General features: G+C 59.0%; 9 protein-coding genes. 4 read left to right on the forward strand and 5 right to left on the reverse strand.

Annotation, left to right across the window (positions count from 1 at the left end; genetic code table 11):
• Positions 1–143: 143 nt before the first annotated feature.
• Complete coding sequence (gene alaS / locus G518_RS0101665; RefSeq protein WP_028601033.1) at positions 144–2774, forward strand: alanine--tRNA ligase; 2631 nt, start codon at positions 144–146, stop codon at positions 2772–2774.
• Between the two features lie 553 nt (positions 2775–3327).
• Here the strand turns inward: alaS and G518_RS0101670 are convergent.
• The 4 genes from G518_RS0101670 to G518_RS33470 all read right to left on the reverse strand — a co-directional run bounded on the left by G518_RS0101670 (position 3328) and on the right by G518_RS33470 (position 7101).
• Complete coding sequence (locus tag G518_RS0101670) at positions 3328–4260, reverse strand: MBL fold metallo-hydrolase (protein WP_051235830.1); 933 nt, start codon at positions 4258–4260, stop codon at positions 3328–3330.
• Between the two features lie 237 nt (positions 4261–4497).
• Positions 4498–5418 (reverse strand): pseudouridine synthase, encoded by a 921-nt coding sequence (locus tag G518_RS0101675; RefSeq protein WP_036593178.1) that lies wholly within the window; start codon positions 5416–5418, stop codon positions 4498–4500.
• Between the two features lie 19 nt (positions 5419–5437).
• On the reverse strand, positions 5438–6205 hold the full coding sequence (trmB, locus tag G518_RS0101680) for a tRNA (guanosine(46)-N7)-methyltransferase TrmB (protein WP_028601036.1): 768 nt from the start codon (positions 6203–6205) through the stop codon (positions 5438–5440).
• Positions 6206–6207: 2 nt separating this feature from the next.
• Positions 6208–7101: an inositol monophosphatase family protein gene (locus G518_RS33470; protein WP_051235832.1), complete on the reverse strand. Its 894-nt coding sequence runs from the start codon at positions 7099–7101 to the stop codon at positions 6208–6210.
• Positions 7102–7253: 152 nt separating this feature from the next.
• On the opposite strand from G518_RS33470, the gene greB reads away from it, so the two are divergent.
• The gene (greB, locus tag G518_RS0101690; RefSeq protein WP_028601037.1) at positions 7254–7841 is read left to right on the forward strand and encodes a transcription elongation factor GreB; all 588 of its coding nucleotides are present in this window, start codon (positions 7254–7256) and stop codon (positions 7839–7841) included.
• Between the two features lie 19 nt (positions 7842–7860).
• Here the strand turns inward: greB and G518_RS0101695 are convergent, their stop codons facing one another.
• Complete coding sequence (locus G518_RS0101695) at positions 7861–8424, reverse strand: hypothetical protein (protein WP_028601038.1); 564 nt, start codon at positions 8422–8424, stop codon at positions 7861–7863.
• A gap of 1156 nt (positions 8425–9580) precedes the next feature.
• Here G518_RS0101695 and G518_RS33475 point away from each other — a divergent pair.
• Together G518_RS33475 and G518_RS38190 are read left to right on the forward strand one after the other, a co-directional pair.
• Complete coding sequence (locus G518_RS33475) at positions 9581–11476, forward strand: DUF6600 domain-containing protein (protein WP_051235834.1); 1896 nt, start codon at positions 9581–9583, stop codon at positions 11474–11476.
• A gap of 206 nt (positions 11477–11682) precedes the next feature.
• Positions 11683–13599, forward strand: a complete 1917-nt coding sequence (locus G518_RS38190; RefSeq protein WP_051235836.1) for a midcut-by-XrtH protein — start codon at positions 11683–11685, stop codon at positions 13597–13599.
• The last annotated feature ends 195 nt before the right edge of the window (positions 13600–13794 follow it).

Genomic DNA, 13794 nt, shown 5'->3' on the forward strand with positions numbered 1-13794 from the left:
CGTTCTCAAGGGTGAAACAGCTAAAATTTGGCTGGTTCAACCTAACTCCCCAGAAAACCCGAGGTTTTGTGCCTTGCTACGGTTTCGCCCGTGGTAAGAAAAACTGTTGACGGTTGCGACCGCGCTCGAATCGGTCAAAGAATATGAAAACTAATCGTCCTCCCGTTTCTGTCGCTGAAATCCGCAAGACATTCCTGGATTTTTTCGAAAGCAAAGGCCACGCAGTGGTGCAGAGCAGCCCATTGGTACCGGGCAACGACCCCACGCTGATGTTCACCAACAGCGGCATGGTGCAGTTCAAGGACGTCTTTCTCGGCGCCGACAAGCGGCCTTATGTGCGAGCGACCAGTGTGCAAGCTTGTTTGCGCGCCGGCGGCAAGCACAACGATCTGGAAAACGTGGGCTATACAGCGCGCCACCATACGTTTTTCGAGATGCTGGGCAACTGGTCTTTTGGTGACTATTTCAAGAGAGAAAGTATTGAGTGGGGTTGGGAGCTGCTGACCAAGGTGTTTGGCCTGCCTGCCGAGCGCTTGCTGGCCACCGTCTATGCAGAAGATGACGAGGCCTACGGCATCTGGACTGAGATCATCGGCCTGCCGCCAGAGCGCGTGATCCGCATTGGCGACAACAAGGGCGGCCGCTATAAGAGCGACAACTTCTGGATGATGGCTGACACCGGCCCTTGCGGCCCTTGCAGCGAAATCTTCTATGACCATGGCCCCGAGATTCCCGGTGGCCCTCCTGGGTCGCCTGATGAAGATGGCGACCGTTTCATCGAAATCTGGAACCACGTGTTCATGCAGTTTGAAATGCATGACGACGGCAAGCTCACCCCATTGCCCGCGCCTTGCGTGGACACAGGCATGGGCCTGGAGCGCCTGGCAGCTATCTTGCAGCACGTGCACAGCAACTATGAGATCGACCTGTTCGACACGCTCATCAAGGCTGCGGCGCGCGAAACAGGGTGTGAAGATATTGCCAATCCTTCACTTAAAGTCATCGCTGACCACGTGCGGGCCACGGCGTTTCTCGTTAGCGATGGCGTGATCCCCAGCAATGAGGGCCGCGGCTATGTGCAGCGGCGCATTATTCGCCGCGCCATTCGGCATGGCTACAAACTGGGCCAGAAAAAGCCTTTCTTCCATAAGCTGGTGCCCGATCTGGCCAAGCTGATGGGCGAAGCGTATCCGCGCCTGGCCGCTGATGAGCAGCGAGTAGGCGAAGTGCTGAAGGCGGAAGAAGAGCGCTTTTTTGAGACGCTGGCCAACGGCATGGAAATTCTTGATAGCGCCCTGGCGAGTGGACAGACTTCTCTGCCGGGTGAAGTGGCCTTCAAGCTCCACGATACCTTTGGCTTCCCGCTGGATCTGACACAAGACGTATGCCGTGAGCGCGATGTCACTGTAGATGTGGCCGGTTTTGACGCCGCCATGGAGCGCCAAAAGGCTGCGGGCCGCGCTGCAGGCAAATTCAAGATGGATAAGGCCGTTGAATACAGCGGCACAGCCAATGCCTTCACCGGCTACGACGAACTCGCACACACCAGCAAAGTTGTGGCGTTGTACGTGGAAGGCACGCCCGCGAGCGAACTGAAGGAAGGCCAGAGTGGCATCGTGGTGCTGGACTCCACGCCCTTTTATGCTGAATCCGGCGGCCAGGTGGGCGATCAGGGCGTGCTGGCAACCGAGGGCGTTGAATTCGGAGTGCAAGACACGCAGAAGATTCGCGCAGACGTATATGGCCACCATGGGGTAATGACCCAGGGCGCGCTCAAAGTAGGTGACGTGATCGATGCGCGGGTTGATCAGCAGCGCCGCGCTGCCACCATGCGCAACCACAGCGTCACGCATTTGATGCACAAGGCGTTGCGTGAGGTGCTGGGCACACACGTGCAGCAAAAGGGCTCATTGGTCGATGCAGACAAAACCCGTTTCGACTTCGCTCATGGCGCAGCCGTGACTTCCGAGCAGATCCTTGAGATCGAACGGCGCGTGAACGAAGAAATCCTTGCCAATGCAGCCACCCAGGCGCGCGTGATGGATATAGAAAGTGCGCAAAAGACCGGCGCCATGATGCTGTTTGGCGAGAAATACGGTGAAACCGTACGCGTGCTCGATATCGGCACCAGCCGCGAACTATGCGGTGGTACGCACGTGGCGCGCACCGGAGACATTGGCTTGTTCAAGGTCCTTAGCGAAGGTGGCGTGGCGGCGGGCGTGCGGCGTATAGAAGCCATCACGGGTGCCAACGCGCTGGCTTACCTGCAAGGGCTTGAGTCCACGCTGCACAGCGTGGCAGCCACCTTGAAGGCACCAGCCACCGAAGTGCAGGGCCGTTTAGGGCAAATGCTTGATCAGGTGAAGGCGCTTGAGAAGGAAGTTTCTCAGCTGAAAGGCAAATTGGCGTCTTCGCAGGGCGATGAACTGCTCATGCAGGCTGTCGACGTCAAAGGAATCAAGGTGCTGGCTGCGAAGCTGGAGGGCGCTGATGCCAAGACATTGCGCGAGACCATGGACAAGCTGAAAGACAAGCTCAAATCCGCAGTCATTGTGCTGGCCGCTGTAGATGGCGCCAAGGTTCAATTGGCTGCAGGGGTCACGGCTGACAGCGTGGGCAAGGTCAAAGCCGGGGAGCTGGTTAACTTTGTCGCCCAGCAGGTAGGGGGTAAAGGCGGCGGCAAACCCGACATGGCCATGGCCGGTGGAACGGATGCCAGTGGCCTGCCACAGGCGTTGCAGTCTGTTCAGGGCTGGGTTGCTGAGCGCGTCTAAGCACGTTGCAGGACCTGGCCCAGTCAAGGTTTTGAATTCATCTTTCCCGACAAGGGAAAGACTAGCTACACGAAGGCCGAGCGCAGCAATGGCCCGAGTGGGTATCCCACCCCTTGAGGCCGTGCCGAGGAGCACAGGGCAAGGGGCGGGCAAGAGCACTGCAAGATGCTCTTGCTTCAAGAACTAGCTTGCGGCAGTTGTTTGAACGTAGTGAGCGAAGCGAAAGAAGAGAGTTCTGCCGCACCGCCCCTTGACCGAGCACCGCAGGGTGCCCGGAGCGCAGCGTAGGGACACGGACTTGGGGTCGCCTTTTTTGTGCATACTATTTTTTGGCGACGCAAAAAATAGTATGTGCGCTGCCGGGCGCAATTCCCGGCCTCCGACCTAAAGAGAAAAGCTGAAGGTGATTAGCAACCGCAGCGCTCAATCAACCGCTGCCAGCCCTCACCCCAACCCTCTCCCAAAGGGAGAGGGAGTAAAGACGACCCGCACGCCCAACCAGCCAGCCAACCAGCCAACCCAACTAACCCAACCCAACCCAATTGAAGCGCATTCAGTCACCATTCATCACATGCGTTTCATTACGCCGAAGCATGCCTTTGCTGAACAAGGGCTCCACTATCAAATCAAGCCACTCGCCGAAACCGACATCCGGCCGGTGCTGCTTGTGCAATACGGGCAATAAAGGCATGGCATTCAGCCACGCCTCAAACCCCGCATGCGGCACACTTTCAAAATCCATCATCTGATACTTGATCATCACCTTGGCTGCGTGCAGAGCATGCTGCGCCGGATGATCCTTGTAGTACTCAATGCGTTTGCGCGCGGAAGCAAAGGCGGCGTCTATGGCGCCACTGTCACGTGAAAAGGGCGCTCCATGCCCGGGGATGACGACGCGGGGTGACAGTCGTTCAATCAGAGCCAGCGTATCGGTAAAGGTATCGAAACCACCCGAGCCGTCTATGTGCTGAAAGATGACGCCCACACTGCTTTCCCACATCGCATCGCCAGAGATCAAAAGGCCATGCTCGGGCTCGAACAGCAGGATTGCCAAAGCGTCATGGCCGGGTGCAGCGTGAATCTCCCAATGGTGGTTACCGAATCGCACGGTGTTGCCGGGGATCAAGGCATCACTGGCTGTGAAGGGGTCGCAGCGCTGGCCCGTGCCGTCGAAGGTGAGGGCGTCCTTATTCCATGTCTGCACATACAACAAGGACTCCACGGGCACCCAGGTGGAAGCGTCGGGCCAGGCCGCCTGCAATGCCGCCGTGCCGCCACAATGGTCGCTGTGCAGGTGGGTATGGGCAATGGTGGCCAACGGTTGATCGCCAAGCACCTTGGCCAGCAGGGTGACCGTTTGCGCGGCATGCTTGGTGTGGCCAGTGTCAATGACGGCTGGCGCGTCGCCCAGGCAGACGATGTTGTTGGAAGAGAGCCAACCACGCTCCATGACGTGCATGTCAGCAGGCAAGAGGGATGAGGCCATTCGCGTTTCAGATCGCATAGTTTGGAGCTAATACCGTTCAGTTTAGGGCGCTGCATCCGAGATGCTCAAAAGAGCGCTGTATGTCCATCATTCTGGCGCAGGCGGAAATCCAGAGAGTGCCTCAAGTCCTGCGGGTCTTGTTCTAGGCCGCATTTAGTGTGAGCACGCCCTAGTTAAATTGGACTCCTGCTTGGGGCGCAACGATGGCTTTCTGGATTCAGCATAGCCGTACAGCGTTTAGAGACTTGCTTTTAACTTCAGCCCCGAGCTGAATTCTCGCTCCTGTCCCGTCACGGGGTCTTTGAAAGCCAGGCGGCGAGCCAGCAATTGCAGGGGATTGGCTTCGTCGTCGGCCTCGCTTGGTCCGCGCATCACCCGTGGGTAAAACGAATCGCCCAATATGGGAATGCCGAGCGCAGCCATGTGTATGCGCAACTGGTGGCGTTGCCCCGTGACTGGAAGCAACCTGTAATGGGCCAACGAGCCGTGCAAAGCGATGAGTTCAACGCGAGTGTGGCTGTTGGCTGGCCCTGGCACTTCGTGCGAAAGGAAGAACCGGTCAGGGTCAGTTTCCAGGCGGCTGATATGCGTACGGGGTAGTTCAAGTTCGGGCCTGTAGGAGGCCACGGCTTCGTATACCTTCTCCACGGCACGCTCGCGAAACAAGGCCTGGTAAGGCGCACGGGTGGCGGGTTGCACGGCAAAGGCTACCAGGCCAGCGGTTTCCCGGTCTATACGGTGAATAGGGCTCAGATGCTCAAGACCTAGCCTGTGCTTCAGGCGGACCACCAGGCTGCGGTGAACGTAGGGTCCGCTGGGAATGACCGGCATGAAATGGGGTTTGTCGGCCACCACCAGCCATTCGTCCTGAAAAACGATGGTTTCGCACTCGGGTGCTTCAGGTTCGTTGGGTTGACTGCGGTAGTAGTGCAGGCGCTGGCCGGGCCGGCAAGCGGAAGTGGCCGCGACGGGAAGGGCATCTTCTCCCAACACATCGCCGGCAGCTAACCGGGCCGCCCAAGCATCTCTGCTCAAAATGGGCAGGCGGTCTGCCAGGAAATCCAGCACTGTGGGCCATGAGGCGGTGGGCACGGCCACTGTGCTGGGGCTCACGCCGTTGCGCAAAGGCAGATCGAGCGGACGCGGGGCTTGGGCCATGCGGCTTCTGGGAAAAGAATCAGACCCTGTGAAACACGAGATCCCAGACGCCGTGGCCCAATTTCAGCCCACGCAACTCGAACTTGGTTAATGGGCGGTAATCAGGCTTTTGAGCATAAGTTTCCGCTGAGTTGGCTAGCAAAGACTCTTCACCAAGCACAACCAGCATCTGTTCGGCATAGGGTTGCCAATCGGTGGCGCAGTGAATATAGCCGCCAGGCTTCAGCCGGCTGGCCAATTCACGCACGAAAGCTGGTTGGATCAGGCGCCGCTTGTTATGGCGCTTCTTGTGCCAGGGGTCTGGAAAGAAAATGTGAATGCCATCCAATGAGGCGGGAGCGATCATGCTCGCCAGCACCTCAACAGCGTCATGCTGCAAGATACGGATGTTGTCCAGATTTTGCTCGCCCATCGACTTCAGCAATGCGCCTACGCCCGGTTCGTGGACTTCGCAGCCAATGAACAGGGTGTCGGGCTGCACGCCAGCGATATGCGCGGTGGCCGCGCCCATTCCGAAGCCAATTTCCAGTACGGTTTTCTCATACTGCTTCCCTTGGGCGCTGGCCGAAGCGGCGCAGGTGGCCACCAGGTCTGGGGTGTTTGGATCGAAGGCCAAAAGGTAGCGAGGCCCCAGATCGGTCAGTGCGCGTGCCTGGCCCGTGGTCACTCGCCCGGCGCGGGTCACGAAGCTGCGAACGGCGCGGGGGAAAGGCACGTCAGCCGCCGAAGGTTTAGTACTTTCCACGTCTCCGGCATGCTCAACGCGTTCGCCGCTCTCGTTCCCCATCATCATGGCTGCTCAGCTCCCGCGTCCGGCTCCTGCTTCTCGGGTGCGTGCCCGGCCTTGAGGGTGAGGCCGGCTCTGGGCGCCACGGTATCGAACTTGGAGTATTGATTCAGCAGGGCCACCAGCTGAGCATAGACGCGCGGGCTGGCGGCCAGGCACTCTTCGTGTTCCAGGAACTCCGCTTCACCGGTGAAATTGCCAATCAGGCCCCCAGCCTCTGTGACCAACAGCGAACCCGCGGCTGCATCCCAGGGTTTGAGGCCTGTTTCAAAAAAGCCGTCAGTGAAACCCGCAGCAACATAAGCCAGATCCAGCGCGGCAGCGCCTGGGCGGCGCAGGCCGGCGGTGCGCTGCATCACATCGGACATCATGCGCAGATATTTGGGGAAATCGTCGCCCTTGCGAAACGGAAAACCGGTGGAGATTAAGCACTGGTTCAGCTGGGTGCGCTTGCTTACGCGGATGCGCCGGTCATTCATGTAGGCACCCCGCCCACGGGTGGCGGTGAACAAATCGTTGCGTGAGGGGTCGAAAACCACCGCCTGCTCCACGCGCCCGCGCACGCTCAGGGCGATGCTGACGCAATAGACCGGGAAGCCGTGAATGAAATTGGTAGTGCCATCCAGGGGATCGATGATCCAGACGTGATCGGATTGGGCATTACCATGGGTCGAGCCGGATTCCTCAGCAAGGATGCCATGGTGAGGGTAGGCGGTGAGCAGCGTCTCGATGATGGCTGCTTCGCTCGCATGGTCGACTTCGGTCACGAAATCGTTGACCTGCTTTTGAGAAATTCGAACGGCCTCGACGTCGAGCGCAGCGCGGTTAATGATGGCGCCAGCGGCGCGTGCGGCCCGAATGGCCACGTTGAGCATGGGGTGCAGGGTGGAGTTCATAGGTTGTAGCAAGAGCAAGAGCCGGGATAGCCCGCCCGCTCGATGGCGGGGGCTAAGAGCGTGTTGACAATCTCCTCACGCGGAGAACGTAAACACGCTCTAAAACCGCTATTTTCCCACGGATACAAACCGCGGTTAGCATGGCGGCTGAAATGAGCAAGGCATTTACACGCGAATCAGACGCAGAAGACGACGACGATGACGCCGGCGGTGCACAGCCGGCGTTGCCGCCCGGGACGCGCAATTACATCACGCCGCAGGGCTACGCCAGGCTCCGCGACGAACTATTGACCCTCTTGGATGTTGAGCGCCCACAGGTGGTGGAGGCGGTGCATTGGGCGGCCAAAAATGGCGATCGCTCTGAAAATGGCGACTATCTCTACGGCAAAAAGCGCCTGCGCGAAATCGACCGGCGTACCCGTTTCCTGACACGGCGCCTGGAAATTGCCGAGGTTACAGACCCCAGCGCTCACCATGGCGGCGAGCAGGTGTTCTTTGGCGCCAAGGTGATCTACGTAGAAGACGATGGTACAGAGCGCACGATCACCATCAAAGGGGTTGATGAGGCGCAAAGCAGTTTGGGCGAGGTGAGCTGGATTTCTCCCATTGCCCGCACGCTATTGCGTTCCCGTGTCGGTGACGTGTTGAAACTGCAAACACCGGCTGGAGCGAGGGAAATCGAGGTGCTGAGCGTGGAATACCCCACGCCGGGCATAGCGTCTCAGTCCCCTCCGGCATAGACGATTAGCGTTCCTGGCGCTATTTCGCCATCGCCTTCAGTTCCGCGTCGATGGCGGCAAGCAACTTCTTGGCCGGGCGCCAGGTGATTTCATCAGAATTTGAACCGGCCTGGTAGGTCCAGGCCCAACGAGCTTCGCTGAGGTGGGTGATGACCGCCACAAGCCTTCGATCGGACTCCAAGCGCCCGCGCTCTTGCAGTTCGCTCAGGCGGTCGAGCAGGGGAGCTGCCCAATCCAGCACGCGATCGATTTCTTTACGAGACGGGGCTGCGTCTTTCAACGCACCGGCCCAAGGCAGTTGAACAAACAAGGCCAGAGGACCGCTTACCAGGAAGTAGTGAAATGCCCCGTTGTTGACGCCTTGGGTGTCTATTGCCAACACGGCATAGTCTTTTGGGCGATCGGATCTCAACAGCTTGGCTACATGGGCTTCCATGTCGTAGGGCGAAACTACCAACTCGCAGGAGGAATAGACGCCGGGTGAGCGCTCGCTCAGTTGCGCTGAAAGCTCATGCGGCAACTCAGGAAAACCAAGCCCTTCAGCGCGCAGAAACGCTTGGGCATTAATAGAGTCTGTGCTCATGGAAAATCAATTGCGGTCAGGTAAAGGGGTTCTAAGAGCCTGTTCAAAGTCTCTGCGCGAGGGCTATTGTGTTCGAAAGACTGTGGATGCAAGGGGTGCGCCCATGCGACGAAAAACGCAGGGATACCTCGTGGTATCGCGAGTATTTTTAACGCCGCAGACGCTGTTTTTCGAGCGCAATAGGACCGCGAGGAGACTTTGAACAGGCTCTAAGAGGTTGTCGAACTTGGTAATCGCCAGCGGTGAACCGACCGCTGCGGCTCATTTGGAGCCGGCGATTTTTAAGTTGGGCAGTATCCTAGGGCGTGTTCACACTAAATTCACCCCGGCCCGAAGGGTGAGGCTCTGGCAAACCGCACTCGGCGTTGCAAACCCTCGCCGGGTGTCCAACCCGGCTGCGGTTTGCGCCTTGATTGCGGCTCGCCAGAACCTCACGCGGGGGCGAATTTAGTGTGAACACGCCCTAGCTTGCGGCAGCTGTTTGAACGTAATGAGCGAAGCGAAAGAAGAGAGTTCTGCCGCACCGCCCCTTGCCTGAGCACCGGAGGGTGCCCGAAGCGCAGCGCAGGGACACGGACTTGGGGTCGCATTTCTTTGGTTCCTTGCTTTGTGCGAGCAAAGAAAGGGACTGCACTGCCGGGGGCAATCCCGGCCTCCGACCTCAATACAAGAGGAGAAGGGACTTACAACCGCAGCGCTTCAATCGACCGCCGCTTGCCCTCACCCCCACCCTCTCCCAGGGGGAGAGGGAGTAAAACCAGCCTCAGGTTCTGGGGCTCAAGTCGGCAGGCGCGCCTGCATCAGTCTCTCCCGCATGCGGTAGAGGGAGTAAGAACCGTCGCGTGCGACTGACAACCCGCACAAGCACAGCGCTCGCAAGGCGAGGCAAAGCAAGACCCCAAGCCCCGCCAAGTCAGCATCCACTGACCTCTGGCTTTGCATACTGTTGCAATTAACATCGCAGCTTTGCAGTGCAAGGAATTTCCAGGCAAACCGTTCACCAGTCTGCCGCGTTGAGTAGACTGGGCAAAACCAGCATTTTTTGTTGCCGGTCCGTCCCAAAACAAAAAGGTGCCCCCTCGGGGGCAGCGGACCACGCGAAGCGGAGGAGCGTGGGGCCCTTTTTCTGCGCCCTCCCCTTGCCCCTACTTGAGCCATGCAAACATCCACTTTTCATCTCAAAATTCGGCACTGGCTGGTTGCCACCTTCATGTTGGCGGGCTCTACGCTGGCATGGGCACAGGCTGAGCAGGTAGATCCGCCGGATCGGGTGGCCTACATCAGCCTCCAGGAAGGCACGGCTGTGCTGGCAACGGACGGCAGCGGCAGTTGGTCTCCCGCCGTTCTCAATATGCCAGTGACCTCCGGGGCTCGATTGGCAACGGAAAACGGCTCACGCACCGAATTGCACAGCGGATGGTCAGCCTTCCGTCTATCAGGTAAATCCGAGCTGGAAATCACCGAATTGGATGACGACGGAACTCGCCTCGCATTAACCAGTGGCACCCTTTCCGCCCGTGTACGCGAACTTCAGCAAGGTGAACGCTTTGAGATCGGCACACCTAACATCGCTTTGGTAGCCAATCAGCCAGGGGAATACCGTTTCGATGTAGATCCGCGCTCAGACACTACTCGCTTGTCCATACACAAAGGAAGTGCCACCGTGTATGGCGAAGCAGGTCAATCGGTCAACGTGGGAGCCGGCGAACAATTGATCCTCACTGGACGCTCGCTCGGTGGTGCCACCCGGGGAATCATCAGCTACCGAGACACCTTCGATCAATGGGTTGCCTCAAGGGATGTACTGGATGATCGCTCAGCTTCCGCGCGTTATGTGTCCCCAGGCGTACCAGGCTATCAACAGTTAGACGCCTATGGCGACTGGAATCAGGATGCCACGCATGGCGCCGTTTGGTTTCCGAGGGTGTCCGATGCGAACTGGGCCCCTTACCGCGATGGTCAGTGGCGCTGGGTCGATCCATGGGGCTGGACATGGGTAGATGCCGCACCCTGGGGTTTTGCACCGTTTCACTATGGCCGCTGGGCGCAAATTGGCCCACGTTGGGCTTGGGTACCCGGCCCGGTCGTGCGGCGCCCCGTGTATTCGCCTGCGCTGGTGGGCTTCATGGGTGGCACCAGCGGTGACACAAGTTGGGGTATATCGCTTGGAAACGGAGGCCCTGGCGCCGCCTGGTTCCCCCTGGCCCCAGGCGAGTATTGGGAGCCTGGTTACCGAGCCAGCCCGCGTTACATGCGCGCCCTGAACCCATGGGCCAACTCACGCGTTCCTCCGCGAGGTTCCAATTATTTCTTCCAACGCCACCCGAACGCGATCAGCGTGGTCGCGCGCGATCAATTCGGCATAGGCGAAGGCCGCAGACCTCGCTTTACCGACGGCAGCCGCCTCCCGCCCGGCCAGTGGAATGGCGCGCGCATTGTGCCGCCACCACCGCGCCCCAACTTGCCGGGCATATCCGGCCCGCGCAACCCTGGCAGTGGGTATTTTGGCGCCATCCCGAATCGATCTTCCCCAATGCCAGCGCCCGGCTACAACGCTGGTGGCGATCGCCCATATCAACCCGGGTTTGAGAACCGTCGCCCTGGAGGTCAACCGCAGATGGGGGATGACCGCTCACGTGAATCACAGGCTTGGCGGATCCAGCAACAGCAGGAACAACACCGATTTGATCGCCAACGCGACCAGCAGCAACAAATGGAGCGCGAACGTGGGGCACAGCAGCTACGTGAACAGCAGGTCATCGCTGAGCAGCAGCGGGCCATGCGCGATCACCAACAGCGCCAGATACAGCAACAACGCGAGCAGCAGCAACAGCAGCACAGGCAGTTTCAGCAACAGCAAGAACAACGGCAGCAGCTGGATCATCAGCGCCAGGCCGCTCAGCAGCAACAAAACCAGTGGCGCGAACAACAGCAGCAGCACCGCCAGCAAATGGAACAGCAGAGGCAGTCCCAACAACGCCCGCAACCCATGCGACCAGGAGAGCGCCCGGGGTTCCAGCGGCCGCCCAATAACCTCGCAGGCCAGGATTGAGTTGACTGGTTACCAGGAAGCTGACACCGATGTCGACAGATTTGGTTTTTCAACGGACTTCCAACTCATGAAACCAGACTGTCGACAGTTCTTTCAAAAAATAATAAAAATGTAATCAAATGAAATAAAATTTGCCGCATCTGGTGCAAGGAATGTGAATCACCGTTTGATTCCACTTGCACGAATGACCAAATCAAAGGGTACAGATGCGGGAAAAAAAGTTGGAAGTGCAAATCGGCACGGGCCCATCAAACAGCTCATCCTGGGTCAAAGCCATCGCAGCGGGCACAGCAGCCGCCCTGACTGGCACTTCAGGTTTCGCGCAAACCATCACCACAACGCCTGTTCCCGGCTCCGCAGCGATAGCCGCAGTCCCTACGAGCGGCTTTTGGACGCTTACCTTGATGGCTGCACTACTGGCAGCCTTGGGGGCATGGCTGATTCGCTCTAATCACGCACAGCGGGCCGCTCGCTCAATTTGTGGCGTACTGGCCCTCGCCCTCGGCTTGGTAGCCCTGGGTTACAACCCATCCGTACGAGCCGCTGTGGCTTCAATGTGGTCATTTACCCAGCCCGGTGGTGAAACACTGAACATCCCAATCCTCCCTGAAGGGAGCTCGCAAGAGCCCTCAGGGTTCACGCCCATCCAGTTCACCAATGCCAGTGGAGCCAGGCTGAAGATCTCGGCCATCACCGATCCCGCGAGCATTTCAGCCTGCTTCCCATCTGGTGTCCCTGCGAGCCTGCCTACAACACCGCTTCCCATTGGCGCGACCGTTTGCGCTCAGAACCTTGAACTCGATCAGAACTCGAGCTGCTTTGTGGATGTCGCTTCCATGTGCACCAAAGGCGTGGCGACGATCAGCGCTTCGCCCACAACCCTGTCATTTGCGCCCAACGCCTATGACAGCATCACCGTGACGGCCCACCCTTCATCATTGGTCTCCGCCACCAACGTGGTGCCAACGATCCCTCAAGGCAGCAGCCTCACTGTGATGAGCAACACCTGCGGCAGCCAGTTGCCACCAGGCGGCGCCTGCACCATCACCCTGACGAGCACTTCCGCAGAAGGGCCAACGAACGTCGTCATCGGAGGTGCCAATACCAATGCAGTCAGTGCAGCCGTCACGGTTGCACCCAACACATATACGGTAGGCGGCGTAGTTTCTGGCCTGGTGGGAAGTGTGACGCTACAGAACAATGGCGGCGACTCACTGACGCAACTTTCCAATGGGAGCTTTACGTTCTCCACACCCGTTGCACAAGGCAGCCCCTACTCGGTCACGGTGGCCGCACAACCCGCCACCCAGACCTGCACAGTGATCAACGGCTCGGGCACCATGTCCGCCTCCAACGTGAGCAACATCGCGGTCACATGCTCCACGAACACGTATACGGTAGGCGGCGTAGTTTCTGGCCTGGCGGGGAGCGTGACGCTCCAGAACAACGGCAGCGATTCGCTGGTTCAAAGTTCCGACGGGAGCTTCACGTTCTCCACACCCGTTGCACAAGGGAGCTCCTACTTGGTCACGGTGGCCGCACAACCCGCCACCCAGACCTGCACAGTGATCAACGGCTCGGGCACCGTGTCCGCCTCCAATGTGAGCAACATCGCGGTCACATGCTCCACGAACGCGTATACGGTAGGCGGTGTAGTTTCTGGCCTGGCGGGAAGCGTGACGCTACAAAACAATGGCGGCGACTCACTGACGCAACTTTCCAATGGGAGCTTTACGTTCTCCACACCCGTTGCACAAGGCAGCCCCTACTCGGTCACGGTGGCCGCACAACCCGCCACCCAGAGCTGCACAGTGATCAACGGCTCGGGCACCGTGACCGCCTCCAACGTGAGCAACATCGTGGTCACATGCTCCACGAACACGTATACGGTAGGCGGCGTAGTCTCTGGCCTGGTGGGAAGCGTGATACTCCTGAACAACGGCAGCGATACACTGGTTCAAAGTTCCGGCGGGAGCTTCACGTTCTCCACACCCGTTGCACAAGGGAGCTCCTACTTGGTCACGGTGGCCGCACAACCCGCCACCCAGAGCTGCACAGTGATGAATGGCTCGGGCACCGTGCCCGCCTCCAATGTGACAAACATCGAGGTCAACTGTAGCTAGAAGATAGAGCTCCTGGCCGGGGCTACGCAGCCCAGGCTCCTAAGCACAACTGCCCAGAATTACATCGGCGCAACTGCCGAGGGCTGGAGAATGATCGCAAGCAAGCTAGGGCGTGTTCACACTAAATACACCCCCGCGTGAGGCTCTGGCGGCCCGCATTCAAGGCGCAAACCGCAGCCGGGTTGGGCACCCGGC

Origin of the sequence: Ottowia thiooxydans DSM 14619, assembly GCF_000422885.1 — a bacterium.
Lineage (GTDB): Bacteria > Pseudomonadota > Gammaproteobacteria > Burkholderiales > Burkholderiaceae_C > Ottowia > Ottowia thiooxydans.